The 24,440-nt window shown below is 60.0% G+C and carries 22 protein-coding genes; 10 read left to right on the top strand and 12 right to left on the bottom strand.

Annotated features, from left to right (window positions below):
* Window positions 1-277: 277 nt before the first annotated feature.
* The 5 genes from O9Z63_RS19645 to O9Z63_RS19625 all read right to left on the bottom strand — a co-directional run bounded on the left by O9Z63_RS19645 (window position 278) and on the right by O9Z63_RS19625 (window position 7,548).
* A complete protein-coding gene (locus tag O9Z63_RS19645; RefSeq protein ID WP_187316699.1) occupies window positions 278-1,456 on the bottom strand; it encodes an acetyl-CoA C-acyltransferase in 1,179 nt (392 codons plus the stop codon).
* Window positions 1,457-1,634: 178 nt separating this feature from the next.
* Complete coding sequence (locus tag O9Z63_RS19640; RefSeq protein WP_270127116.1) at window positions 1,635-4,043, bottom strand: 3-hydroxyacyl-CoA dehydrogenase/enoyl-CoA hydratase family protein; 2,409 nt, start codon at window positions 4,041-4,043, stop codon at window positions 1,635-1,637.
* 182 nt (window positions 4,044-4,225) lie between these two features.
* Window positions 4,226-4,702 (bottom strand): MarR family winged helix-turn-helix transcriptional regulator, encoded by a 477-nt coding sequence (locus O9Z63_RS19635; RefSeq protein ID WP_044014483.1) that lies wholly within the window; start codon window positions 4,700-4,702, stop codon window positions 4,226-4,228.
* Between the two features lie 149 nt (window positions 4,703-4,851).
* Window positions 4,852-5,604 carry a carboxypeptidase-like regulatory domain-containing protein gene (locus tag O9Z63_RS19630; RefSeq protein WP_270127114.1) on the bottom strand — a complete coding sequence of 251 codons (753 nt, stop codon included), beginning with the start codon at window positions 5,602-5,604 and terminating at the stop codon, window positions 4,852-4,854.
* A gap of 144 nt (window positions 5,605-5,748) precedes the next feature.
* Window positions 5,749-7,548: an AMP-dependent synthetase/ligase gene (locus tag O9Z63_RS19625; RefSeq protein ID WP_270127113.1), complete on the bottom strand. Its 1,800-nt coding sequence runs from the start codon at window positions 7,546-7,548 to the stop codon at window positions 5,749-5,751.
* A 214-nt stretch (window positions 7,549-7,762) separates the two neighbouring features.
* On the opposite strand from O9Z63_RS19625, the gene O9Z63_RS19620 reads away from it, so the two are divergent.
* The 4 genes from O9Z63_RS19620 (at window position 7,763) to O9Z63_RS19605 (ending at window position 10,937) form a co-directional block, all read left to right on the top strand.
* Entirely contained in the window at window positions 7,763-8,911 is a 1,149-nt protein-coding gene (locus O9Z63_RS19620) for a formimidoylglutamase (RefSeq protein WP_270127111.1), read from the top strand.
* Window positions 8,912-8,947: 36 nt separating this feature from the next.
* Complete coding sequence (locus O9Z63_RS19615; protein WP_408613554.1) at window positions 8,948-9,241, top strand: cytochrome b5 domain-containing protein; 294 nt, start codon at window positions 8,948-8,950, stop codon at window positions 9,239-9,241.
* A gap of 177 nt (window positions 9,242-9,418) precedes the next feature.
* Window positions 9,419-10,219: an N-acetylmuramic acid 6-phosphate etherase gene (gene murQ / locus O9Z63_RS19610; RefSeq protein ID WP_270127109.1), complete on the top strand. Its 801-nt coding sequence runs from the start codon at window positions 9,419-9,421 to the stop codon at window positions 10,217-10,219.
* Window positions 10,220-10,370: 151 nt separating this feature from the next.
* Complete coding sequence (locus O9Z63_RS19605; RefSeq protein ID WP_270127107.1) at window positions 10,371-10,937, top strand: hypothetical protein; 567 nt, start codon at window positions 10,371-10,373, stop codon at window positions 10,935-10,937.
* A gap of 100 nt (window positions 10,938-11,037) precedes the next feature.
* On the opposite strand, the gene O9Z63_RS19600 is transcribed toward O9Z63_RS19605, so the two are convergent.
* The 3 genes from O9Z63_RS19600 to era form a co-directional block, all read right to left on the bottom strand.
* Window positions 11,038-11,307, bottom strand: a complete 270-nt coding sequence (locus tag O9Z63_RS19600; protein ID WP_270127106.1) for a hypothetical protein — start codon at window positions 11,305-11,307, stop codon at window positions 11,038-11,040.
* Between the two features lie 151 nt (window positions 11,308-11,458).
* Window positions 11,459-12,781 (bottom strand): ribosome biogenesis GTPase Der, encoded by a 1,323-nt coding sequence (gene der, locus O9Z63_RS19595; RefSeq protein WP_270127104.1) that lies wholly within the window; start codon window positions 12,779-12,781, stop codon window positions 11,459-11,461.
* Window positions 12,782-13,016: 235 nt separating this feature from the next.
* On the bottom strand, window positions 13,017-13,913 hold the full coding sequence (gene era, locus O9Z63_RS19590) for a GTPase Era (RefSeq protein ID WP_044018375.1): 897 nt from the start codon (window positions 13,911-13,913) through the stop codon (window positions 13,017-13,019).
* Window positions 13,914-14,118: 205 nt separating this feature from the next.
* Between era and hemH the strand changes: the two genes are divergently transcribed.
* The gene (hemH, locus tag O9Z63_RS19585; RefSeq protein ID WP_270127103.1) at window positions 14,119-15,159 is read left to right on the top strand and encodes a ferrochelatase; all 1,041 of its coding nucleotides are present in this window, start codon (window positions 14,119-14,121) and stop codon (window positions 15,157-15,159) included.
* 119 nt (window positions 15,160-15,278) lie between these two features.
* On the opposite strand, the gene O9Z63_RS19580 is transcribed toward hemH, so the two are convergent.
* Window positions 15,279-15,791 carry a PRC-barrel domain-containing protein gene (locus O9Z63_RS19580; protein ID WP_270127102.1) on the bottom strand — a complete coding sequence of 171 codons (513 nt, stop codon included), beginning with the start codon at window positions 15,789-15,791 and terminating at the stop codon, window positions 15,279-15,281.
* Between the two features lie 40 nt (window positions 15,792-15,831).
* Window positions 15,832-16,515: a hypothetical protein gene (locus O9Z63_RS19575; protein WP_270127101.1), complete on the bottom strand. Its 684-nt coding sequence runs from the start codon at window positions 16,513-16,515 to the stop codon at window positions 15,832-15,834.
* 88 nt (window positions 16,516-16,603) lie between these two features.
* On the opposite strand from O9Z63_RS19575, the gene O9Z63_RS19570 reads away from it, so the two are divergent.
* On the top strand, window positions 16,604-17,593 hold the full coding sequence (locus tag O9Z63_RS19570; protein WP_270127099.1) for a DUF2157 domain-containing protein: 990 nt from the start codon (window positions 16,604-16,606) through the stop codon (window positions 17,591-17,593).
* Window positions 17,590-18,786, top strand: a complete 1,197-nt coding sequence (locus O9Z63_RS19565; RefSeq protein WP_270127097.1) for a hypothetical protein — start codon at window positions 17,590-17,592, stop codon at window positions 18,784-18,786. Before O9Z63_RS19570 ends, O9Z63_RS19565 begins: the two co-directional genes overlap by 4 nt.
* A gap of 82 nt (window positions 18,787-18,868) precedes the next feature.
* On the opposite strand, the gene O9Z63_RS19560 is transcribed toward O9Z63_RS19565, so the two are convergent.
* Together O9Z63_RS19560 and glmM are read right to left on the bottom strand one after the other, a co-directional pair.
* Window positions 18,869-20,017 (bottom strand): cysteine desulfurase family protein, encoded by a 1,149-nt coding sequence (locus O9Z63_RS19560; protein WP_270127096.1) that lies wholly within the window; start codon window positions 20,015-20,017, stop codon window positions 18,869-18,871.
* 168 nt (window positions 20,018-20,185) lie between these two features.
* On the bottom strand, window positions 20,186-21,574 hold the full coding sequence (gene glmM / locus O9Z63_RS19555) for a phosphoglucosamine mutase (RefSeq protein WP_270127095.1): 1,389 nt from the start codon (window positions 21,572-21,574) through the stop codon (window positions 20,186-20,188).
* Between the two features lie 166 nt (window positions 21,575-21,740).
* On the opposite strand from glmM, the gene mazG reads away from it, so the two are divergent.
* The 3 genes from mazG (at window position 21,741) to O9Z63_RS19540 (ending at window position 24,403) form a co-directional block, all read left to right on the top strand.
* The gene (gene mazG / locus O9Z63_RS19550; RefSeq protein WP_270127092.1) at window positions 21,741-22,580 is read left to right on the top strand and encodes a nucleoside triphosphate pyrophosphohydrolase; all 840 of its coding nucleotides are present in this window, start codon (window positions 21,741-21,743) and stop codon (window positions 22,578-22,580) included.
* Window positions 22,581-22,835: 255 nt separating this feature from the next.
* Window positions 22,836-23,714, top strand: coding sequence for a MotA/TolQ/ExbB proton channel family protein (locus O9Z63_RS19545; RefSeq protein ID WP_052381252.1), 879 nt, complete (start codon window positions 22,836-22,838; stop codon window positions 23,712-23,714).
* A gap of 65 nt (window positions 23,715-23,779) precedes the next feature.
* Window positions 23,780-24,403: an ExbD/TolR family protein gene (locus O9Z63_RS19540; protein ID WP_044014511.1), complete on the top strand. Its 624-nt coding sequence runs from the start codon at window positions 23,780-23,782 to the stop codon at window positions 24,401-24,403.
* Window positions 24,404-24,440 lie beyond the last annotated feature (37 nt).

The raw sequence follows: 24,440 nt of genomic DNA, 5'->3' as shown, positions 1-24,440 counted from the left end.
CCGAAAGATACAAAAATTTGTTATGCTTGCCGACTAGTTCACGAAAAGAAAACCCCGGATCAGCGGGGAAATCTTCGTCAACCGTCCGTCATCCTGAGCGGAGCGAAGGACCTTATCGCGTTGTAACGATTCGCGCTGGCGTGATAAGGTCCTTCGCTCCGCTCAGGATGACAAACCAGTTACCGGAACTTTGGCTTGTGCCGTGAGCGGCTGAGTTTTCCGTCCGAAGCTTGGCTCCGGGCCGCCCACGGCACAAGCTAAAGCGTATGCTACACTGCTACTTCAGTAGCTCGTAGATGCCGGCTACGCCCTGGCCGCCGCCTACGCAGGCGGTTACCATGCCGTACTTCTGGCCCCGGGCGCGCAGCTCGTGGAACAGCTGGATGCTGAGCTTGGCGCCGGAGCAGCCCAGCGGGTGGCCGAGGGCAATGGCACCGCCATTCACGTTCACTTTGCTCTGGTCCATGTCCAGCTCGCGCATTACGGCCAGGCTCTGGGAGGCGAAGGCCTCGTTCAGCTCGAACAGGTCGATATCCTGGAGCTTCATGCCGGCCTGGCGCAGCGCCTTCGGCACGGCCTTGATGGGTCCCATGCCCATGATGCGTGGGTCGATGCCTTCGGTGGCGTAGGTCACCATGCGGGCAATCGGCTCCAGGTTCAGCTCCTTCACCATGCGCTCCGACATCACAATGACGAAAGCAGCACCGTCGGAAGTCTGCGAGGAGTTACCGGCCGTTACCGAGCCGTTGGCAGCAAACACAGGGCGCAGCTTGCCCAGCGCCTCCATCGACGTATCAGCGCGGGGGCCTTCGTCGGTATCGACTACGAACGAGCGGTTTTTCTTCTTGCCGGTGGCCTGGTCGAGGTAGGTTTCCTCCACGGTCACGGGCACAATCTGGTCTTTGAACTTGCCTTCCTGAATGGCTTTGATGGCCTTCTGGTGCGAGTTGTAGGCAAATTGGTCCTGGTCTTCGCGGGTGATGCCGTAATCCTGGGCCACGGCTTCGGCGGTGAGGCCCATGCCGAGGTAGTAGTCGGGGTGCTTCTGGGCCAGGTTGTAGTTGGGCACGGTTTTCCAGCCCACGGTGGGCACCAGGCTCATGCTCTCGGTACCACCGGCCACGATGCAGTCGGCCATGCCGGCCGCAATTTTACCGGCGGCCATGGCAATGGTTTCCACACCAGAACCGCAGTAGCGGTTCACGATGAGGCCCGACACGTTCATCGGCAGCGCCAGCAACGAAATCAGGCGGCCCATCTGCAGGCCCTGCTCGGCCTCCGGTACGGCGTTGCCCACAATCACGTCGTCGATGCGGGTAGGGTCCAGCTGGGGCACCGAGGCCACCAGGTGCTTGATGACATCGGCGGCGAGGTCATCGGGGCGGGTGAAGCGGAAACCGCCACGGTTGGCTTTGCCAACGGCCGTACGGTAACCGGCTACGATATATGCGTTCATGGTTTCAAGTCTAAGAGAAGGTGGGGAAGTAGAGGTTGGCTAGCTCCCCTCCTTGGAAAGGAGGGGTTGGGGGTGGTTGATTGGTTGAACGATAGTTAGAGTTAGCTCTAGCATTGTTCTGGCGTCATTCAACCACCCCTAGCCCCTCCTTTCCAAGGAGGGGAACTAACTTCTAGCTCTAGTTTCTCAAGGGTTTGCCGGTCGTCAGAATCGACTGAATCCGCTCCAGCGTTTTCCGTTCGCCGGTGAGGCTGAGGAAGGCTTCGCGCTCCAGGTCCAGCAGGTACTGCTCCGATACCTCGGTGGGGCTGCTCAGGTCGCCGCCGCACATGATGTAGGCCAGCTTGTTGGCAATTTTCACGTCGTGGTCGGAGATGTAGCGGCCTTCCTTCATGGCGTGCACGCCGGTCAGGAACATGCCCAGAGCGCCTTTGCCCTGCACCTTGATATTGGTTTTCTGCAGCGGCTGGGTGTAGCCATCCTCAGCCAGCTCAATGGCGGCGGCTTTGGCCTGGGCCAGTACGCGGTTGGAGTTCACCACCACTTCGTCGCCGCGGCGCAGGAAGCCCAGGTCGAAGGCTTCGTGGGCCGAGGTGGATACCTTGGCGGTGCTCACCGTCATGAAGGCATTGCGCAGCAGGTTGTACTCCGGCTCGCCTTCCTCGTACTTGAGGGCGGTGCGCAACGTCATTTCCTTGGTGCCGCCGCCGCCCGGAATCAGGCCCACGCCGAATTCCACGAGGCCCATGTAGGTTTCGGCCGCTGCCACCACCCGGTCGCAGTGCAGGTTCAGCTCGCAGCCGCCGCCCAGGGCCAGGCCGTGGGGCGCGCCCACCACCGGAATGCTGCTGTAGCGCATCCGCATCATGGCCTGCTGGAACTGGGCAATCATCAGGTTCAGTTCGTCGTACTCCTGGTCCAGCGCGAACATGTACACGAGGCCCAGGTTGGCCCCGGCCGAGAAGTTCGGCGCGTCGTTGCCCACCACGAGGCCGCGGAAGTCCTTTTCAGCCAGCTCCACACCTTTCAGCAGGCCCTGGATGACGTCGGAACCCAGCGCGTTCATCTTCGAGTGGAACTCCACGTTCAGGATACCGTCGCCCATGTCGAGCACCGAGGCCCCGGCGTTTTTCCACAGCACTTTGCCCGTGGCGCGCAGGTTATCCAGAATGATGAAGTTCTCCATGCCCGGAATGGCCTGGTAGCTCTTCGACTCGATGTCGTAGAACTGCTTCACGCCCGCTTCGCTCACTTTGTAGAAGGCGGTGTGGCCGGCGGCTACCATCTCCTCTACCCACGGCGCTACGGTTTTACCTTCGGCCTTGGCCAGCTCCAGGCCCTTCTGCACGCCCAGGGCATCCCAGGTTTCGAAGGGGCCCAGGTCCCAGCCGAAGCCGGCGCGCAGGGCGTCGTCAATCTTGTAGAGCGAGTCGGTGATTTCCGGAATCCGGTTGCTCACGTAGGCAAACAGGCCTGCAAACGTCTTGCGGTAGAAGTCCCCGGCCTTGTCTTTGCCGGCGGCCAGCACCTTGAAGCGGTCCGCCAGCTTCTCAATCGGCTTGGTGGCTTCCAGAGTGGCAAACTTCACCTTCTGGCTGGGCTTGTACTCCAGCGTGTTCAGGTCGAGGGCCTGAATTTCCGACTTACCGCCGGCGCCCTTCACTTTCTTGTAGAAGCCCTGGGCGGTTTTGTCGCCCAGCCACTTGTTCTCGGCCATCTTCTTGATGAAGTCGGGCAGCTGGAACACGTGCTTGGCTTCGTCGTTGGGCAGATTCTGGGCGAGGCCGTTGGCCACGTTGATCATCGTATCCAGACCTACTACGTCGGAGGTGCGGAACGTGGCCGACTTGGCGTGGCCGATAACCGGGCCGGTCAGCTTGTCCACTTCCTCCACCGTCAGGCCCAGCTCGCTCATCACCTGCACCACGTCCATGATGGCGAAAACGCCCACGCGGTTGGCAATGAAGGCCGGGGTATCCTTGGCCAGTACCGTGGTTTTGCCCAGGTACAGGTCGCCGTAGTGCATCAGGAAGTCCACCACCGACTTGTCGGTTTCCGGCGTCGGGATGATTTCGAGCAGCTTCAGGTAGCGCGGCGGGTTGAAGAAGTGCGTGCCGCAGAAGTGCTTGCGGAAGTCGTCGGAACGACCTTCCGTCATCATGTGAATTGGAATGCCCGAGGTGTTCGAGGTGATGAGCGTACCGGGCTTGCGATACTGCTCTACGCGCTCAAACAGGCTCTTTTTGATGTCGAGACGTTCCACTACCACCTCAATCGTCCAGTCGCAGCCGGCAATGTCCTTGAGGTTATCGTCGAAGTTGCCGGTCTTGATGCGCGCGGCATCGGCCTTGCGGTACAGCGGCGACGGATTGGCCGCCACGGCTGCCTGCAGCGAGGCATTCACGATGCGGTTCTTCACAGCCGGGTTGTCCAGCTTCAGGCCTTTGGCCTCCTCGGCGGGCAGCAGCTCCTTGGGCGCAATGTCGAGCAGCAGTACCTGCACACCGATGTTGGCGAAGTGGCACGCAATGCGCGAGCCCATCACCCCGGAGCCCAATACGGCTACTTTTTTGATGGTACGGTTCATTCGTGGAGGGGAATGAGGTGGGAAGAAATAAGTTGTATGTAAGCTCTAGGCTGTCAGCTACAAGCCGCCAGCATCTGGTTGAAAGTACTCGTCATGCCGAGTTGTTGGTTCTACGTTTCCACGGGCAGTACCGGTGGAAAACAAGAAAGCTATCAGCCAAGGGCCAATAGCTAACCGCCCGGCTAGGCCGGCGACTCGGAACGCAGGGGTTTTAGTTTGAAGTCGTCGTAGAGCGTTTTGCCCTCAATCATGCCCGTAATCTGGGCTACTACCTTAAAGAACACGTTCAGTTCGCTCTGCGGGATTTTCTCGCGTACCTTCAGGTTGAAGTGGCGCACCGTCTGGCGGGAAATTTCCTTGCCGCGCAGGCCTTCCTCGGTCAGGAAGATGCGCACCGAGCGTTTGTCCTGGGTGTCGGCCTGTTTGTATATTAGGCCTTTCTCCTCCATCGAGCGCAGAATGCGCGTCAGGGAGCGGGTTTCGAGGCCCAGCAGCGGCGCAATTTTGGTAGCGGGCGTGCCGTTTTCCTGGTCGATATTCAGCAGCACGAAGCCAATGCTCGTGGTGATGTCGTGCTTGGCGGCCTGCGTATTGTACATACGCGAAATGGCGTGCCAAGCAACCTTGATGTTATAATCGACGGTTTCTTCGGGAGTCATGGGAGGGTACTGCAAGTCCGGTAAACATACAGAAAACTGTTATGCTTGCATACTAAGTTACCCAAAAAAATTTGGCACTCCCCTATCCAGCAAGCGGCCCGCCCACCGCAGGGCGGTAGGCGGGCCGGATCGGGCGGCGGCAGCCGGGCTTACGGCATCGTGAAGCTCACGACGTTGGAAGGCGTGACGTTGAGGTTGGACGTAACACCATTCGGAGCGTTGGCTGGCACTGTAGCCTCATAGCGGATGTCGCGTTTAGCAGCGCCGTAGGATATGGCGTATACGGTAGTGCCGCTGGCAAAGCCGGCCGCGCGCAGCGAGCTGACGGAGAAGGCGGAACGCGCCGGGTTGACGTTGGCCCCGCTCCCGAATTTGATTTTATAGTTGGAAGAGCTAACGGTGGGGGAATCCCCGAAATACATATTTGCGAAATAGCCGTCTGGGTACAGGCGGGCGTCATACGTCACACTATTTTCCAGCTCCACTGCCTGCGATGCGCCGATGGTGCTCATGCCCTGAAACGTCAGGGAGTTGACCCGGGTGCTGGACGTTTGCCCCAGTTCCACATTGCGCGTTGCGCTGAGCTGCCTCTCGCTTAGCTCTACCGGCGCATAGAGAGTCCCGACGTCGGGGCGGGTGAAGACCAGCGTGTACTTGGCCGCGGGCAGATCGGCCAGCCTGTAGGCGCCGGTGGCGTCCGTGGTGGTCGTGCGCTGCTGCGCGCCGCTCCCGACGGTGACGATGACGCCCGCGGCCGTCGTGGGCTGGGCAAGCTCATCAACTACGCTCACTTGGCCCGTCAGCGTCGCGAGGGTGGGCGCGGGCACTTCTTTTTCATTGTTGCAGGCAGTCAGCAGACCACCGATAACTAGCACTGACAGAGTAACGAGGGGGCGAAACATGGGCGACATAAAAAATAAAGTGAGAGGTTAAGGAACTATTTTTCGCTTATCTAACACCATGCCAATTGCCGCCAAAGCAAACGGCCCGCCCACCGCAACGCGGTAGGCGGGCCGTTCGGGGCCAGGCAGTTGCGGCCGCCGGACTTAGTGGCTGCCGGCATCGGCCGGCTTCTCTGCGTTCTGGTACAGGCTCTCGATGAGCTCCTGGTTGTTCTGGGTGATGATTTTGCGCTTCACCTTCATGGTGGGCGTCATCTCGCCGGTTTCCACGGTCCAGAGCTGGGGCAGCAGCGCAATGCGCTTCACTTGCTCCCACTGCGCGAAGCCGGTGTTGTACTTGTTTACCAGCTCGTTGTACATCTTCACCACCTTCTCGTTCTTCACCAGCTCCTCGTTGGAGCAGTTGCAGTCCACGCCGTTGCGCTTGCACCAGCCCTTCAGGTCGTCGAAGGCGGGAATGACGAGGGCGGAGGCGAACTTCTGGCCGTCGCCGACCACCATGCACTGCTCCACCAACGGCGACTCCTTGAGCTTGCCTTCAATCACCTGCGGGGCAATGTACTTGCCGCCCGAGGTCTTGAACATCTCCTTTTTGCGGTCCGTAATTTTCAGGAACTTGCCATCCACCAGCTCGCCGATGTCGCCGGTGTGGAACCAGCCGTCGGCGTCGAACTCCTTGGCCGTCAGCTCGGGCTTGTTATAATAGCCCAGCATCACCGACTCCGATTTGGTGAGGATTTCGCCGTCGGGGGCGAATTTCACCTGGGTGTTGTCGATGATGGGACCCACGGTGCCAATCATGTTGTTTTCGGGCTCGTAGCCGCCCACGGCAATTACCGGGGAGGTTTCCGTGAGGCCGTAGCCTTCCATCACCCGGATGCCACCAGCCCAGAACACACGGGCCAAACGCGGCTGCAAAGCCCCGCCGCCACTCACGATGCAGCGCAAGTTGCCGCCCAGCGCCTCGCGCCACTTGCTGAAGATGAGCTTGTTGGCCAGGGCCAGCTGCGTGTTGTACAGGAAGCCGCCGTCCTTCTGGTTGTCGTACTTCAGGCCCAAGTTGAGGGCCCAGAAGAACAGGCTTTTCTTGACGCCGGTCTGCTCATGGCCTTTGGCCACAATCTTGTCGTAGACTTTTTCCAGCAGGCGCGGCACCGTGGTGAAGATTTCGGGCTTCACTTCGCGCAGGTTTTCGGCAATGCTTTCCATGCTCTCGGCGTAGTAGATGCTCACGCCGTTGAGCAGGTAGATGTGCGTCACCATCCGCTCGAAGATATGGCAGAGCGGCAAGAAGCTCAGGGCCTTGTCGTTTTCCGTGACGGGCACGAAGGGCTGAGCGTTGCGACAGTTGCTGAGAATGTTGTTGTGGCTCAGCATTACACCTTTGGGCTGGCCGGTGGTGCCCGAGGTGTAAATCAGCGTGAGCAGGTCGTGGGGCTCTACGGCGGCTTTGAGGGGCTCCAGGTCGGCGGGGTTGCCCTTTTTGCCCAGTTCCAGTAGCTCGTTGAAGTGGCGGGCACCGGCTACCTCATCGAAGGTAAAGACGTTTTGGGCCGGAATATCCAGGCCCTCGGTGGCTTCCTTCACCTTGTCGTACAGCTTCTTATCCGACACGAAAACGGCCTTTACGCCGGCATCGGTGAAGATATACTTGTAGTCTTCCACCGTGATGCTGGGGTACATGGGCACGCTGGTGGCACCCAGCTGGGCAATGCCGAAATCGGCAAACATCCACTCCGGCCGGTTCATCGAAATGATGGCCACTTTATCGTCTTTGCCGATGCCGAGGCTGCGCAGACCCAGGCTCACCTGGTTGACTTTCTCGATGACGGTATCGGTGCTGATGGGGGTGTACTGGCCGTTTAGCTTGTGGGCGAAGCAGTCGGGCTTGTTATACTTCTGCTGCAGCTGGGGCAGCAAATCGAACGTACGGCGGATATCCATGCGGGGAGCGGACACTGGTGGGGTTGGTCGAATAGAGAAAGAGGCAACAATGCATCGGATACTGCCTTGCTAGGCAGGGAATACCGAAAATGCTGCTTAAATAAGCACTTTTTTCCGGTTATTGCCTAACTCCGGTATGCCCTTATGCCTCCAATGATAGGCCCTTGGCGGCTATTTCTGTAGCTTTGTACGAGTCTGCACCCTCCCGCGCCCGATGAATCTGGCCATCTTTTTTGATCCGCTCCGCGAAGAGCTTGTTCCCTCTTCGGTCAGCGCTACTATTCTGGCCGCGTATGCCACGCCTTTCCTGGATACTTTCCCGGACTGGCGGGCCGCCGACCTTGCGCTGATTGGCCTGGACGAGTGGCGCGGCAGTGCTGCCGGCGCCCCCGCTACCCAGGGCGCCGACGAAGTGCGGCGGCGCTTCTATCAGCTGCAGAAAGGCACCGGCCCGGCTCGCATCGTCGATTTGGGCAACCTGCGGCCTGGCCTCACGCTGGAAGACACCTACCAGCGCCTGCGCGAAATCATCGCGGCGCTGCTCGAGCACGGCACCGTCCCGATTCTGCTGGGCGGCTCCCACGACCTCGACTACGGGCAGTTTCTGGCCTACGAAACCCTGGACCGCCCCGTAAGCTTTGCCACGGTGGACGCACGCGTGGACATGGCCGAGCAGGACTGCGCGGTGCCCGAAGAAAGCCACCTGCGCCGCATGCTGCTGCACGAGCCCAGCTTCTTGTTCAACTTCGCGCAGTTGGCCCACCAGCAGTATCTGGTGGCGCCCGACGTGCTGGCAGCCTTGGAAAAGCTGCACTTCGAAACCCTGCGCGTCGGCCAGGTGCGCGACGATATCCGGCAGGCCGAGCCGCTGCTGCGCCAAGCCGACTTCGTGAGCTTCGACATTGCCGCGCTGCGCTGGAACGATGCACCCGGTTACTACCCGGCCAACCCCTTCGGCCTCACCAACGAGGAAGCCGCCAAGCTGGCCTGGTACGCCGGCCACAACGACCAGCTCAGCTCCTTCGGCCTCTACGGCTACCGCCCCGACTACGACCTGCACGGCCTGGCTGCTTCCACGCTGGCCACTATGCTGTGGTACTTTGTGGAAGGATACTACCACCGCCGCCGCGAAACCGACTTCCAGAGCCGCCGCTTCCTGCGCTACGCCGTGGGCCTGCCCGGCACCCCAGGCAAGCTGGTTTTCTACAAAAGCCGCCACACCGAGAAGTGGTGGTTGGAGGTGGAAAGCATGGCCGACAGCGACATCAAGCGCATTGTGCCCTGCAGCTACGAAGACTACTTCCGCGCCGCCCAGGGTGACCTGCCCAACCGCTGGATTCTGACGCAGGCGCTGCTGGGCTGATTCGTTTTTCGCACTTCGTTTTTTGTTGTTCGCGTCATGGATAACCCCACATTTGCTAGTAATCCGAACAACGAAAAACGGGAACCGGAAAACGAACCCCTGCCCACGTACACCAAAGGCCAGCTGGCCCTCCGCAACGGCCAGGACCGGGACGAAATCTGGGTGGCCTACCGCGGCCTGATCTACGACGTGACCCGCTCGCGCCTCTGGAAGCGCGGCAACCACTACGAACACTGGGCCGGCCAGGACCTAACAAAGGAACTAGACCAAGACGCGCCCCACACGCCCAACGTATTCGATAAATTCTCCGTTATCGGGCAGTTGGTGTGAAAGAGGTGATGAAGTAATGAGGTGATGGAGTGAAGAGGTAGTTGAGCCATTATAGCAGCTTCGTCCCCCCACCACCTAATCCCCCATTGCTTCATCACCCCATCACTTCATCACCCCATCACTTCATCACCTCATTACCTCATCCCTTCATCACCCCATTACCCCATCACCTAATTTATGAGCACCACCGAAAGCCCTTCGCTCTTCAACCATCTGGAAACCCTTTCCACGCAGGAGCTGCTGGCGGGCATGAACAGCGTCGATCAGACGGTGCCGCAGGCGGTGGCGAAGGCGCTGCCGCAACTGGAGGCGCTGGTGGAGGCTACCGTGGCCCGGCTGGGCGCGGGCGGGCGGCTGTTCTACATTGGGGCGGGCACTAGTGGGCGGCTGGGCGTGCTGGATGCCTCGGAGTGCCCGCCCACGTTTGGCGTGCCGCACGGGCTGGTGGTGGGCCTGATTGCGGGCGGCGACAAAGCCATCCGCAAGGCCGTGGAAAACGCCGAGGATGACGCGCAGCAGGCCTGGCTGGATCTGCAGGCCCACGACATCAACGACAAGGACATTGTGGTGGGTATTGCCGCTTCCGGCCGCACGCCCTACGTAATTGGCGGCTTGGAGCAAGCCCGAAAGCACGGACTGGCCACGGGCTGCATCGTGTGCAATGCCGGTTCCCAGGTAGCGGCTGTAGCCGAGTTTCCGGTGGAAGTGGTGACGGGCCCGGAGTTCGTGACGGGCAGCACGCGCCTGAAGGCCGGTACCGGCCAGAAACTGGCCCTCAACATGCTCACCACGGCCACATTCATCCGGCTGGGCCGGGTGAAAGGCAATAAGATGGTGGACATGCAGCTCAGCAACGCCAAGCTGGTAGACCGGGGCGAAAAGATGCTGATGGACGAGCTGCAGATCGGGCAGCCGGAAGCGGCGGAGCTGCTCCAGCGGCACGGCTCCGTGCGGGCGGCGCTGGCGGCGCGGGCTTAACTGGCGACGGCACAGGTGTCGGCCGTCGGCTGGGGGATTTTGTGACGGTGCAGGAAACCCTGCGCGTTTGGGCACAGTTAGTACAGCAGACACCCTGCGGGGATTCACCAGGCCCGGCACAGGCTGAAGCCTATGCTACACTTCCCTTTCTATGCACACCCTTGAGCCACACTACGCCTGGCTAGACCAGTATACCGCCTCCGAAGACCCCCGCTCCCCGCTTTACGAAGCCGAAAACAGCCTCGACAGCTACGTCAATACCATCTACGGTTACTACATTCATCCGCAGTGGGACAGCCTGGATTCGGAGACGCTGTTTCTGAAAATCCTGTTCGTGGATTACGACGAGGGCATCGGCATCATCGAGCTGATCGGCGAGTGGAACGACGCCATCGAAAACGACATCATGCACCTCAAGCGCAACATCATCGACCTGATGACGCACGAGGGCATCCGCAAATTCATCCTCATCGGCGAAAACGTCTTCAACTTTCACGGCTCCGAAGACGATTACTACGAAGAGTGGTTTGAAGACGTGGAAGACGGCTGGATTGCGGCCGTAAACTTCCAGGAGCACGTGGTGCGCGAAATGCGCCAGTACAACATCGACAACTACGTAAACTTCGGCGGCCAGCTCGACGAGCTGCCCTGGCGCACCTACGAGCCCCGGCGGCTGTTTGAGGTAGTCGACAGCATGCTGCAGCGCCGGCTGGGCTAATACCGTAAGCTCGTTTTCTTCTCTTCAACATTGAGCATAAAAAAAGAGGCTCTCCGCGTGCGGAGAGCCTCTTTTTTTTGCGTCCTAGACGCTGCCGTAATTACTGGGCAGGAGTCGTAGCAGGAGCTGGGGTAGCCTGGCTTGGCAGAGCGTCAGCAGCATCTTCCATAGCATCAGCTTTAGCTTCGGTAGCGTTTTCTACCGAGTCAGCACCAGCTTCGTTGCCAGCAGCTTCCATAGCGTCGGCTTTCTCTTCGCCAGCAGCTTCTACGTTGTCAGCAGCTTGCTCCATGTTGTTTTCTTTCTGGCTGTCGCACGAAGCGAAGGTGAACGAAGCAGCGGCCAGGGCGAGGAACAGTACTTTTTTCATGATGGGGGTTGTTGAGGAAATTTGGAAAGTCTTTTTGGGTTGAAATCCGCCGGCACCCGAAGGCTACCGGCTGGTTTCGGGGCTTTATACCCGGTCTGGCAGAAGGTAACCCGGGGCCTGAAAAATATTTTTTCCAGCCCCCGGCTACCGGCTACTTTTTGCGGAACACGATGCCGATTGGCACACCCGTGAAATCGAAATGCTCGCGCATGCGGTTTTCGAGGTAGCGGGTGTAGCTCTCTTTCACGTACTGCGGCAGGTTGCAGAAGAACGCGAATACCGGGTTGTGCGTGGGGAGCTGCGTGGCGTATTTGATGCGCACCGTTTTGCCCTTCTGGATGGGCGGCGGGTACTTCTCGATTTCTTTGAGCATGGTTTCGTTCAGCTCCGAAGTCGGGATCTTGCGGCGCTTGTTGCCATACACATCAATGGCCGTTTCGATGGCCTTGTGCACGCGCTGCTTGGTGAGCACCGACGTGAAGATGATGGGCGGGTAGGAAATTGGGGCAATCTTCTCGTAGATCTTTTGCTCGAACTCCTTGGCCGTGTTGGTTTCCTTGTTCTCGATCAGGTCCCACTTGTTCACCAGAATCACGATGCCCTTGCGGTTCTTGTCGGCCAAGCCGATGATGTTCACGTCCTGGGCCTCAATGCCGCGGGTGGCGTCCAGCATCACCACACACACGTCGGCTTCTTCCAGCGCCCGGATGGAGCGCAGCACGGAGTAAAACTCCACGTCTTCGTGCACCTTGGTTTTGCGGCGCAGGCCGGCGGTATCCACCAGCATGAACTCGTGGCCGAAGGCGTTGTAGCGCGCCTGGATGGAGTCGCGGGTGGTACCGGCAATGTCCGTCACGATGCTGCGCTCGGTGCCCAGCAGCAGGTTCACGAAGCTGGACTTGCCCACGTTGGGGCGGCCCACCACAGCAATTTTTGGAATGCCCAGATCGGGCTCTTCCACGCCCTCTTCCTCGAAGTGGCTGATGACGGCATCCAGCAAATCGCCGGTGCCGGAGCCGCTGGCCGAGGAAATCGGGAAGATTTCGCCGTCGCCCACGCCCAGAGCGTAGAACTCGCCGGAGGAGTGGATGCGGGAGTTGGTATCGGCCTTGTTGGCGACGATATAGATGGGCTTTTTGCCCTGGTAGCGGCGCAGCACGTTGGCAAACTCCTCGTCGAGGCTATGCACGCCGGCCATGGCGTCTACCATGAACAGCACCACGTCGGCCTCGTCGATGGCCAGCTTCACCTGCTTGTTGATTTCGCCTTCGAAGATATCGTCGGAGTTGTGCACGTAGCCACCCGTGTCAATCACGGTGTAATACTTGCCGGTCCAGTCGCCGTAGCCGTAGTGCCGGTCACGCGTAACGCCGCTTTCGTCGTCCATGATGGCCTTGCGCTGGCCCACGAGGCGATTGAACAGGGTGGATTTGCCCACGTTCGGGCGGCCCACAATGGCAATGGTGTTTTTCATATTGTCTGACTCCAGCCGCCGGCCCGACCAAGTTCGGCAGTGCCCGGAGTAGTTAAGTGAATGTGAGGTCGGAAGTATTAGAACGTCATTCCGAGCGGTGAATCTCGCATACTGACGTTGGGTAGAAGAACGTCATTCCGAGCGGAGCGAGGAATCTCGCTAGTGTGCTAACTAGGAGAGATTTCCACACTAGCGAGATGCTTCGCCTGCGGCTCTGCATGACGTTCTATTGTCGTTATTGGTAGCCGAAACGGCTCAGGGCCTTCGGGTCGGTGCGCCAGTTCTCGTTCACCTTGACGTAAATTTCGAGGAACACTTTTTTCTGGAAGAACTTCTCCATTTCCTCTCGGGCCCAAGTGCCTACTTTCTTGAGGGCCGTGCCCTGCTGACCAATGATGATGCCTTTCTGGCTGGCACGCTCCACGTAAATCACGGAGCGCATCCGGATGATGTCTTCGTCTTCCTTGAACTCCTCAATTTCCACCTCGCAGCTGTACGGAACCTCTTTCTTGTAGAGTTTGAAGATTTTCTCGCGGATCATCTCGGCCGCAAAAAACCGCTCGGGCTTGTCGGTCAGCTCGTCTTTGGGGTAGTAGGGCGGGTGCACGGGCAGGTAGCCGAGCACTAGATCCAGCAGCTCGCCGGTCCCGAACTTCTCCAGCGCCGAAATGGGCAGCACGCGGGCCGCATTGGGCAGGTGCTCGCGCCAGTACTCCACCTTGGCTTCCACCTCGGCCTGGTCGGCCTGGTCGATTTTGTTGACGAGCAGCAGAATGGGCGTGTCCACCATCTTGCGCAGGCGCTCTACTACGGGCTCTTCGTCGTGCTTTTCGTAGATATCCGTCACGAACAGAATCACGTCGGCATCTTCCAGGGACGAGTACACAAACGACATCATGGCGTTGTGCAGTTCGTATTTGGGCTGGATGATGCCGGGCGTATCGGAGTACACCAGCTGGAAATCCTCGCCGTTGAGGATGCCCAGAATACGGTGGCGCGTGGTCTGGGCTTTGCTAGTTACGATGCTGAGCCGTTCGCCCATCAGGGCGTTCATGAGCGTGGACTTGCCCACGTTGGGCTTGCCGATGATGCTCACGAAGCCAGCGCGGTGCGGTTTGGGGTCGGTATTCACTTCAGGGTCTGAAATTTGGCCTGCAAAGGTACGGGTTTTCGGCGGCCCGGCCCCTGCCTGCCGAAACATTGCTTGTAACGCGAAGTTTTACTTCGCGTCTGGTTGTGCGACCTTTGCAGAAGGCGCACTCCTACGTCAAGCCTACAAACCGGCCGCCCAGCCCCGGCCAGCCGCGGAGCGCCGCTTCGCGTTACACGCTCTCTATATGCCCTCCTCCCCTAACAAAGGCCGCATCGGCGTCCTGCTCGTCAACCTCGGCACGCCCGACTCGCCCCAGACCGGCGACGTGCGCCGCTACCTCAATGAGTTTCTGACAGATGGCCGCGTGGTAGACATGCCGGCCGCCATCCGCTACCCGCTGTTCCGGGGGCTGGTGGTGCCGCTGCGGGCGCCCAAGTCGGCCAAAATCTACCAGCAGCTCTGGACCGACCGGGGCTCGCCGCTGCTCTTCCACGGCCTCGATCTGCAGAAGCTGGTGCAGGAGAAGCTGGGCAAAGACTACCTCGTGGCCTTCGGGATGCGCTACCAGAACCCCAGCATTGAGAAGGCGCTGGAAGAACTGCGCGACGCGGCCGTGGAGCGCATTATTGTGCTGCCGCTGTTTCCGCAGTATGCCTCGGCCAGCACGGGCTCGGTGCAGGAAAAGGTGATGGAGATTGTGAGCAAGTGGTGGGTGGTGCCCAGCATCAGCTTCATCAGCAACTTTGTGGACGAGCCGGGCTTTATTGAGACGTTTGCCACCCTGGGCAAAGCCGAGATGGAAAAGCACGACTACGACCACGTGGTATTCAGCTACCACGGCATTCCGGAGCGGCACGTGCTCAAGGGCAGCCTCAATGGCCACTGCAAGCTGGGTAGCTGCTGCGCCAGCTACAACAAAAACAACCGCTACTGCTACCGTGCGCAGTGCTTTGAAACCTCACGGCAGCTGGGCAAGGCCCTGGGCCTGACGCCGGAGCAGTACACCACCACCTTCCAGAGCCGCCTGCAAAGCCGCCTCCGCGACCCGTGGCTGCAGCCTTACACCGACGAGGTTATCAAGGAATATCCAGCCAAAGGCATCAACAGCGTGCTGGCCTTCTCCCCCGCCTTCGTGGCCGACTGCCTGGAAACCACGATTGAAGTGGGCGAGGAATTCAAGGAGATGTTTGAGGAAGCCGGTGGAAAGCACTGGCAGCTGGTACCCAGCCTGAACACCCACCCGCAGTGGGTGGACGCCGTGGCCGGCATGATTCAGCGCAACTAAAGCGCAGAACAGACTAAATAGCCCGTCATGCAGAGCGGAGCGAAGCATTTCGCTAGGGTGGTGAATTACTACACTGACGAGATGCTTCGCTCCGCTCTGCATGACGGGCTGTATTGTTTCTACTCCAACCTGCGCCGGAAGGTGGTCGGCGTGTCGGTGGGGCGGCGGGCTCCGTAGAAGCTTTGCTCGTCGAAGGAGGGCTGCTCGTAGAAGGTATCGGTGGTGTTTTCGGGGAGCTGCAGACGCAGGGCGCGCAGCATGGCCTGCTCGTATTCGCGGCTGATCTGGAACTCCTGGTAGGGCGGGTAGTCCAGCACCGAGTCCAGGGTGAGGGAAGGCACGAAGAGGTTGTCGCCGTCCTCGTCAAGCGCCGCCACCCCAATGGGCACCAGAATGTGCCGCTCCTGCTCGTTTATGCGCAGGGCAGCGTCCAGTTCTACATCGAGGTAGCGCACTTTCAGGGTTTGTTCTTCCACAATCAACTCGGCAACGGTGCCGAACTGCCGGCCGTCGCCGCCGCGCACTGCCCAGCCGCGCACGTCGGGGTTGCCGTCGGCTACTTCGTACTCGGTCAGGTCGCGGAGGCGGCGCAGGTGCATGCCCTGGGCGGATGGAATAGGCGTTGGTTCCACAGGAAAAAGGCGGATTAGAAGAAGAAAACAGGCGGCCCGCCTACACGGTAGCCGACGAGCTGAGGATGCGCACCAGACTGGCGGCGCGGGTGAAGAACTCCTGCAGCTGCTGATGGTCGAGGGCGGTGGCGTTGCGGCCGGAAAGCTGGGTGGCCCGGGTGATGAGGTCGGCTACGGCAGCTTCCTGGCCGGGGTAGGCCTGCTGCTGCATGGCCTGCATGAGGCCGGTGGCGGCCACGAAGCCGGGGCGCAGGCTGGCGTTGGGCTCATCGAGGCGGGCAGTAGCGCTGGTCAGGTTGTCGCGCTTCTCGCTGATGGCGGCCGTCCGCAGGTCGTCGCGGTCGGCTAGGTCTACCAGCGCGGCCGTGAGCAGGCGCAGGCCTTCCAGGGCGTAGGTGGGTTGGGTGGCGTCGGTGCGGGCAAAGGCGGCCAGCACTTCCGGCGTAACAGGCGCGGCTTCGGGCGCCATGTCGGCTACGGCAGCATCATTGGGGCGCGGGCCGGTTTCGGCGCCGGCGGTGCTATCCGTGCGGGTAGGGGCCGGCTCGGCGGTGGGCGAGGCTACCGGCTCGGTGGAAGCCGGCGTATCGGAGCGGAACAGAAACCAGGCGGCGGCCCCTACTACGGCCAGCACCAGCAGGATGAGTAGCCAGGGGCTAGGAGAGTTTTTCTTGCGCTGAATGTTGATGTCGGCCATAAGGTAGCGGGCTGGGGGTATGGGCATTCCATACGGATGCCAGCCAAAATACGATGCGTAACCGGGTTTCGGGCATTCTGCTACATTCGCTGCGTACCTCTCCCCTACCCGGCTTATGCGCACCTCTCACCTTCTGGCCGATTTGCAGGCGCGGGGCCTGCTGCCGCCCGCCCAGACCCAAGCCATTGCCGACGATGAACGCACCCGGCCCATGTCGCTGCACCAAGAGCTGCGGGCAGCGCTGTATTTGGGCATTATGCTGCTTACCGGCGGGCTGGGCACACTGCTCTATCAGCACCTCGACGATATCGGGCATGGCGCGGTTATCGGGGCAATGGCGCTGCTGATGCTGGCCAGCTTCGGCTATGCCTGGCGGCACCGGCAGCCATTTACGTGGGGCCAGGCCAATATCCCCAGCTTCGTGCCCGACTACGCGCTGCTGCTGGGCTGCCTGCTGTTTCTGGCCCTAGAAACCTACGTACAGACAGTATTCAGCGTATTTGGCAGCCGCTACGGGCTGGCCACGCTGCTGCCCGCCGTGCTGTTTCTGGCCCTGGCTTACCGCCTCGACCACCGGGGCGTGCTGGCCATGGGCCTCACGGCGCTGGGCGCGTGGGTGGGCGTGAGCGTGGCGCCGCTGTCGGTATTCACGGCCAACGCCCTGTTCACTTCGCGGCTGGGCATAGCGGGCGTGCTGTTGGGTCTGGCCCTGACGGGGGCAGGCCTGTACGCCGAGTTTACCCGGCGCAAGCCGCACTTCGCCTTCACGTATATCTCGCTGGGGGCCAACGTGGCGCTGCTGGCGGCCACCGCCGTCCTCTTCAACTACTACCCGCAGCCCTGGCTGCCCAAGTGGGTGGCCGTGCTACTGGTGCTGCTGATGAGCGCCGGCCTGGTCTGGTATGCTCGGCATACCCGGTCGTATCTGTTTCTGCTGATGGGGACAGTGTACGGCTACATCGCCCTGACTTACTCGTTTATCCGGCTACTTGATTTTAGCAATGGCGACGAGGGCGGGCTGCTGGTTTCGTTTTACTTTATGCTATCGACAGCAGGCGTTATCCTACTGTTTATGCGCAGCAAAGAATTTCTCCGTCGGGTATGAAGGTGAAAGCTTATCCGTTGTTGTGGACCACGCAGGAAGCTATGGAGGCCGCCGCCCCCCGCTGGTTTCGGCGCCAGCTGCTCACCGACGCTCAGTATCAGGCCATCAGAGCCGCTTACCAGCCCGACTTCTACCGGCCAGGGCTGCTGCTGCGCATCGGGCTGGTGCTGTTTACATGCGTGGGCGTGGCCGGCGCGGCGGCGTTTCTGGCCTTATTCGGAGCAGCAGCGCGGCTCGAAGATTTCCGGCTGCTGGGTTGGGCGGTGGCACTGGGCTGTCTGGGCACGCAGGAAGTAATTATCCGCGAGTTTCGGCACTACCGTTCCGGCACCGACAGCGCGCTGCTGTACATCGGGTTATTCGTGCTGGCGCTGCTGCTGGCCGAGGCGGCCGACCACCTGCTGCCTTCAGGCACCACCTACGCGTCGGGTTTTGGTAGTCCTCACTACGCGCTGCTGCTATTACCGATGCTGGGTCTGCTGCTACTGGCTACCCTGCGCTACGCCGACCGGCTGGTGGCAGCAGCTACCTACCTGGTTCTGCTGGCGCTATTGGCCAACTGGCTGCTGCAACTGTCTATTGGGCGTTTGCTGCTGCCTTTCGCGCTTATGCTAATGGCGGTTGCCGTCTACCAGATCTTGCAGCGCTGGCGCCAGCGGCCCGATTATCTGTATTACCGCGCTTGCCTGATTGTGCTGGAAGTGCTTGCGCTGGCAACCTTCTACCTAGCCGGCAACTACTACGTGGTGCGCGAAGGCAACGCCGAAATCAGTGGCCTCTATCAGTCGGTGCAGGTGCCGCTGGCGCCGCTGTTTTACCTGTTCACGGCCATCATTCCGCTGGTCTACATAACCGTGGGCCTGCGCAAACGCAGCCGCCTCTGGCTGCTGACGGGGCTGGCCGCCGTGGCCTTTTCGCTGTTCACGCTGCGCTACTACCGCTCGGTGCTGCCCCCCGAAATGGCGGCCGTGCTGGCGGGCACCTTCCTGCTGGTGCTGGCCGTATGGGCCGCCCGCTACCTGCGCCCCGCTCGCCACGGCCTTACTGCCCTGGCCGACGCCGACCAGCCCACGTCCTTCAACCTGGAGTCGTTGGTAGTGGCCCAAACGGCCCAAGCCCCAACCGCGCCCACGCCCGGCTTCGAGTTTGGCGGGGGCCACTCCGGTGGCGGCGGCGCCGATGGCTCGTATTGAGCTAGTGCCGCCCGCCAAGCGCAAAAAAGCCGCCGTTGCAGATGCATCGGCGGCTTTTTCATACGTCAGGCACTTCTTGCTACTACACTTTCAGCGGCTCCCGGCGATACATTTTGGCCAGTTGCTCCACAGCGTAGTCTACCTCGGCTTCGGTGTTGTACTTGCTCATGGAGAAGCGGATGGTGCCGCGGTCCGGGTCGCAGTTCAGAGCATTGAGCACGTGCGAGCCGGCATTGGCGCCGCTGGTACAGGCCGAGCCCCCGGACACCGAAATGCGGTTGATATCGAGGTTGAACAGCAGCATCTCGTTCATCGCCGACGGCGGCAAGCTCACGCTCAGCACCGTATAGAGGCTTTGGTCGGCTTCGGCGGAGGTGCCGTTGAACGCCACGCCCTCAATTTCGGCCTGCAGCTTCTCAATGAACCGGTCTTTCAGGCCCTGAATGTGGCGCTGGTGGTCGGCCATGCCGCGGTAGGCTATTTCCAGCGCTTTGGCCAGCCCTACGATGCCGTACACGTTTTCGGTACCGGCGCGCTGGTTGCGCTCCTGCGAGCCGCCATGAATCAGGGCGTCCATGGTCTGGCCCGAGCGGCGGTACAGGAAGCCCACGCCTTTCGGCCCGTGGAATTTATGCGCCGAGCCCACCAGGAAGTGGGTTTTCAGCTGCTGCACGTCGTGCTTGTAGTGGCCCATGGTCTGCACCGTGTCCGTGTGAAACACGGCGTCGTAGCGGGCGCAGATGTCGCCGATGGCCACAATGTCGTTGAGGTTGCCGATTTCGTTGTTGGCGTGCATCAAGCTCACAAACGAGCGGGGATTGGTGGCCAGTAGCTCTTCCAGCTGCGCCAGATCGAAGCGCCCCTGCGCATCGTGCTGCAGATAGCTCAGGGTGGCGTCGCCGGCCTTTTCCAGGGCCTGCGTAGTGTGCAGCACCGCGTGGTGCTCCAGCCGCGACGTAATCATGTGCTTCAGGCCTAGCGTCCGCACGCTCCCGAAGGCAGCGTAGTTGTCGGCTTCCGTCCCGCACGAGGTAAACACGATTTCGGCAGGCGCGGCATTAATCAGGTGAGCCACCGTTTTGCGCGCATTCTCAATTGCCGCCCGCACCTGCCGCCCGTGCCCATGAATGCTGCTGGGGTTTCCAAAATGGTCCCGCAAAAACGGCAGCATGGCGTCCAGCACTTCCGGGTCCAGAGGCGTAGTAGCGGCGTTATCGAAGTAAACAGTCATGGGCGGCAACGAAATAAATGAAAGCAACGGCCACAAAAATAAGGGATTCCGCCGGGCTGGCTTTTCTGCCCCGCCACATACCGCAGCAAAGAGGGGTGACTTTTGCCCCGGCAGCGGTCCGCCCGGCAAAAATCACCCCTCTTCTATCGGGTAGCTCCCTTCCGAAAATTACTTGCTGATAATTTCCCGAATGTCGCCGATGATCTTGTTAGCCAGATGGTCGGCCGTGGCGTTGGACTCCGACTCAGCGTAGATCCGGATGATAGGCTCGGTGTTGGACTTGCGCAGGTGCACCCACTCCTTGTCGAACTCAATCTTCACGCCGTCTATCGTGTTTACGGGCTGCTTGGCGTAGCGCGCGGCCATCTGCTTCAGCACCTCGTCGGTGTTGATTTCCGGCGTCAGCTCGATCTTGTTTTTCGAGATGAAGTAGTTCGGATACGAGTTGCGCAGGCGGGTCATGGTGAGGCCGGTTTTGGCCAGATGGCTCAAAAACAGCGCAATGCCCACCAGCGAGTCGCGGCCGTAGTGCAGCTCGGGGTAGATGATACCCCCGTTGCCCTCGCCCCCGATGACGGCGTTGGTTTCCTTCATCTTGGTTACCACGTTCACCTCGCCTACGGCGGCAGCGGCGTACTGGCCGCCCTGCTTCTCGGTCACGTCGCGCAGGGCGCGGGTGCTGCTCAGATTGCTCACGGTGTTGCCGCCGCCGTTCTGCTGCAGCACGTAGTCGGCCACGGCCACTAGCGTGTACTCCTCGCCGAACATGGTGCCGTCTTCGTTCACCAGCGCCAGGCGGTCCACGTCGGGGTCCACCACAATACCCAGGTCGAAGGAACCTTTCTCCATCGTCTTGGCAATTTCGCGCAGGTTTTCGGGCAGCGGCTCGGGGTTGTGGGCGAAGTCGCCGGTGGGCTCGCAGAACAGCTTCTCAATGATTTCCACGCCCAGCTGCTCCAGCAGCATCGGCACCGCGAAGCCCCCGGTGGAGTTCACAGCATCTACCACCACCCGGAAGTTCTTGGCCTTGATGGCCGCCTTGTCTACCAGCGGCAGGGCCAGAATGGCGTCGATGTGGGTCTGCAGGAACGTATCGTCGGTGCTGTACTGGCCCAGCTTGGTCACGGGCGCAAAGTCAAACGACTCGGAGTCGCCGAGCGCCAACACCTGCTGCCCTTCCTGGTCGGAGATGAATTCGCCCTTGTTGTTGAGCAATTTCAGCGCGTTCCACTGCTTGGGATTGTGCGACGCCGTGAGGATGATGCCGCCGCCCGCGTTTTTGGCCGGCACCGCCATTTCCACCGTGGGCGTGGTGCTCAGTCCCAGGTCGATGACGTTGATGCCCAGGCCCTGCAGCGTGGCCGCCACCAGCTTGCTCACCATCTCGCCCGAAATGCGGGCGTCGCGGCCAATGATGATGGTGTTGTTTTGCGTATTGGCCAGTACCCACGTGCCAAAGGCCGCGGCGTACTTCACAACGTCGATAGGTGTCAGGCCGTCGCCGGCAGCGCCGCCGATGGTACCCCGGATGCCCGAAATGGATTTAATTAGTGCCACAAGCCAAGTCTGTTTTTTGAATACGCAAAAGTAGGCAAACGCCCCTGCTTTCGCTACGCTACTGCCTGCGGCTGCGGCTATAGTTGAGCTTGCCGGCCCCGCCGGCCCGGCTGGCGGCAGCGCCCGGTGTGCCGGAGTGCGGGCCCCGCAGTGTATCTTTGGAATAATGGAAACCACTTCTCCCGACCGCCGCCCGGCCCAGCTGGCCGCCTTCGGCCGCCTGCTCGACGTACTGGAGCGCCTGCGCGCCGAATGCCCCTGGGACCGGAAACAGACGCTGGAAAGCCTGCGCCACCTGACCATTGAGGAAACCTACGAGCTCAGCGACGCCATCATCCGCAACGACCTGCCCGACCTGAAAAAAGAGCTGGGCGACGTGTTTCTGCACCTTATCTTCTACGCCAAAATAGCCTCCGAAACCGGCCACTTCGATATTGCCGACGTGCTGAATGCCCAGTGTGAAAAGCTGATTTTTCGGCACCCGCACATCTACGGCAACGCCCAGGCCGACACGGAAGAAGAGGTTAAAAAGAACTGGGAGCAGCTCAAACTCCAGGAAAAAGGCAACACGTCGGTGCTTGGCGGCGTACCTACCTCACTGCCGGCGCTGGTAAAGGCAATGCGTATCCAGGAAAAAGCGCGCGGAGCAGGATTCGATTGGGAGAAGCCTGAGCAGGTGTGGGAGAAAGTGCAGGAGGAGCTGGGTGAGTTCAAAGATGAATTTGCGCACGCCGATCCGGCTGCCATCAACCCTGAGCGGGCTGCCGCCGAATTTGGTGACTTGCTGTTTTCGCTTATCAACTTTGCCCGCCATGCCGGCATCAACCCGGAAGAAGCCCTCGAACGCACCAACCGCAAATTCATTCACCGCTTTCAACACCTGGAAACCCAGGCGGCCCGCAATGGCCAGCGCCTCGCCGATCTGAGTCTTGCCCAAATGGACGTGTATTGGGAAGAAGCCAAACAACAGGCGCTTCCTCCCAGCCAGAACTCGCCCACGAAATAGCCTTTTTTCGGGTTTTGACCTGCTTTAAAGCGTTTAAACCCCGATTTCATTTGGCGACACTCCGATTTTTTAATTAGGTTTGCCAAGGATAGACCGAATTTCGGATGGGCCCCGCACACGAGCAGACCCACGTTTTTTGCCCCGGCAAAGCGTGCGGGTGAGCGGGGCACCGCTGTATTTAGGCCTGTTCATCGTTCATTTACCCAGTTTACCCAGTTTACCTTTCACCACCAACACCCCTAATTCTCCGGAACAATGGAACAAAAGAATGCCCTGAACAAGAACGTGCGGCCTGCCGCTCCTGCCGCGCCCAAGGGTGAGGCGAAAGGCGGATCCGCGTTTGCCGCCATCGTGATTCCGCTGGCCTTCGTTGTAAGCATTATCATCTTCAACTTCGTGTTGGGTAACCCCGGCAACTTTGTGGGTAATGACAACGCCAATGCAGCCCTGCCCGGCAATTACCTCGGCACGGTATACAAAGGCGGTGTGATCGTACCGATCCTGATGACGCTTTTCCTGCTCGTACTGACCTTCTCGATCGAGCGTTTCCTGACCATCAGCAAAGCCAAAGGCTCGAAAGGTGTTGAGTCGTTCGTACGGACCGTACGTCAGAAACTGAACGTGAACGACATCACTGGTGCCATCGCCGCCTGCGACCAGCAGAAAGGTTCGGTAGCCGCCGTAGTGAAGTCGGGCCTGCTGAAGTACCAAGAGATGGCCCGCGAGCGTGGCCTCGACAAAGACCAGAAGATCCTGGCTATCCAGAAGGAAATCGAAGAGTCGACGACTCTGGAGCTGCCCATGCTGGAGAAAAACCTCGTTATCCTCTCCACCATTGCTTCGGTATCGACGCTGGTAGGTCTGCTGGGTACGGTATTCGGTATGATCAAGGCCTTCTCGGCTCTGGCACAAGCTGGTAACCCCGATGCAGTAGCCCTGGCTGAAGGTATCTCGGAAGCACTGATCAACACGGCTATTGGTATCGCCGGCTCGGCCATCGCCATTATCGCCTACAACTACTTCACCAGCAAGATTGACGAGCTGACCTACAGCATCGACGAAGCTGGTTTCAGCATCATTCAGACCTTCGCCGCTCAGCACGGTGAGAAGCCAACGGAAACTTACTCGGCCTAAGTTGCGGTTAACGCAATAGCAGCAAGTACTTTTCGTTTCTCTGAATATTCTCAACCACGCACGAAATGGGTAAAGTAAAGCCTCATAGAACCGGCCCTTCGCTGGATATGACCCCGATGGTGGATCTGGCCTTCCTGCTGGTGACATTCTTCATGCTGACCACCAAGTTCTCCCCGGAGGAAGTGGTGGTGGTTGACACGCCTTCTTCTACTTCTGACTTCAAACTGCCGGAGAGCAATGTAATCCGCCTCCTGATCGACAAAGACAAGCGCGTCTTCTTCGGTCTGGAAAGCGACAAAGCCCGCCCGGTACTGCTCGATAAGATGGCTGCCAAATACGGCGTCACCTTCACCGACAAGCAGAAGAAAGCCTTTGGTGGCCTCAACAGCTTTGGCGTGCCGATTCAGCAGCTTGGCTCACTCCTGAGCATGTCTACTGAAGCGCGCAAAGAAGTGAAGCAGCCCGGCCTGTTGTCTGTTACCGATACGGTGCAGCTGATGGACTGGGTGATGGAAGCCCGTAAGGCCAACCAGGAAGCTGTGGGCAAACCCACGTTCATCGCCATCAAAGGCGACAACAACGCGGACGTTGCTACAGTGAAGCGTGTCATCCAGCTGATGCAAAACAAGAACATCAACCGTTTCAACCTCGTTACCGATTTGGAGAACAAGCCGGTAGTGAGCCGTTAAACCAGCAGCGACATGGCAGAAATACAACAACAAGCCG

The organism is Hymenobacter yonginensis (genome assembly GCF_027625995.1).
In the GTDB taxonomy this organism is placed as follows: domain Bacteria; phylum Bacteroidota; class Bacteroidia; order Cytophagales; family Hymenobacteraceae; genus Hymenobacter; species Hymenobacter yonginensis.
This window is presented reverse-complemented; position numbering and strand designations above follow the sequence as displayed.

Coding starts and splice junctions, on each gene's coding strand:
- O9Z63_RS19560 (WP_270127096.1), bottom strand. CDS start 20,017: ATGACTGTTTACTTCGATAACGCCGCTACTACGCCTCTGGACCCGGAA.
- mazG (WP_270127092.1), top strand. CDS start 21,741: ATGGAAACCACTTCTCCCGACCGCCGCCCGGCCCAGCTGGCCGCCTTC.
- O9Z63_RS19565 (WP_270127097.1), top strand. CDS start 17,590: ATGAAGGTGAAAGCTTATCCGTTGTTGTGGACCACGCAGGAAGCTATG.
- murQ (WP_270127109.1), top strand. CDS start 9,419: ATGAGCACCACCGAAAGCCCTTCGCTCTTCAACCATCTGGAAACCCTT.
- O9Z63_RS19620 (WP_270127111.1), top strand. CDS start 7,763: ATGAATCTGGCCATCTTTTTTGATCCGCTCCGCGAAGAGCTTGTTCCC.
- O9Z63_RS19625 (WP_270127113.1), bottom strand. CDS start 7,548: ATGGATATCCGCCGTACGTTCGATTTGCTGCCCCAGCTGCAGCAGAAG.
- O9Z63_RS19575 (WP_270127101.1), bottom strand. CDS start 16,515: ATGCCCATACCCCCAGCCCGCTACCTTATGGCCGACATCAACATTCAG.
- O9Z63_RS19605 (WP_270127107.1), top strand. CDS start 10,371: ATGCACACCCTTGAGCCACACTACGCCTGGCTAGACCAGTATACCGCC.
- O9Z63_RS19540 (WP_044014511.1), top strand. CDS start 23,780: ATGGGTAAAGTAAAGCCTCATAGAACCGGCCCTTCGCTGGATATGACC.
- hemH (WP_270127103.1), top strand. CDS start 14,119: ATGCCCTCCTCCCCTAACAAAGGCCGCATCGGCGTCCTGCTCGTCAAC.
- O9Z63_RS19570 (WP_270127099.1), top strand. CDS start 16,604: ATGCGCACCTCTCACCTTCTGGCCGATTTGCAGGCGCGGGGCCTGCTG.
- O9Z63_RS19615 (WP_408613554.1), top strand. CDS start 8,948: ATGGATAACCCCACATTTGCTAGTAATCCGAACAACGAAAAACGGGAA.
- O9Z63_RS19600 (WP_270127106.1), bottom strand. CDS start 11,307: ATGAAAAAAGTACTGTTCCTCGCCCTGGCCGCTGCTTCGTTCACCTTC.
- O9Z63_RS19545 (WP_052381252.1), top strand. CDS start 22,836: ATGGAACAAAAGAATGCCCTGAACAAGAACGTGCGGCCTGCCGCTCCT.
- O9Z63_RS19640 (WP_270127116.1), bottom strand. CDS start 4,043: ATGAACCGTACCATCAAAAAAGTAGCCGTATTGGGCTCCGGGGTGATG.
- der (WP_270127104.1), bottom strand. CDS start 12,781: ATGAAAAACACCATTGCCATTGTGGGCCGCCCGAACGTGGGCAAATCC.
- O9Z63_RS19635 (WP_044014483.1), bottom strand. CDS start 4,702: ATGACTCCCGAAGAAACCGTCGATTATAACATCAAGGTTGCTTGGCAC.
- O9Z63_RS19645 (WP_187316699.1), bottom strand. CDS start 1,456: ATGAACGCATATATCGTAGCCGGTTACCGTACGGCCGTTGGCAAAGCC.
- O9Z63_RS19630 (WP_270127114.1), bottom strand. CDS start 5,604: ATGTTTCGCCCCCTCGTTACTCTGTCAGTGCTAGTTATCGGTGGTCTG.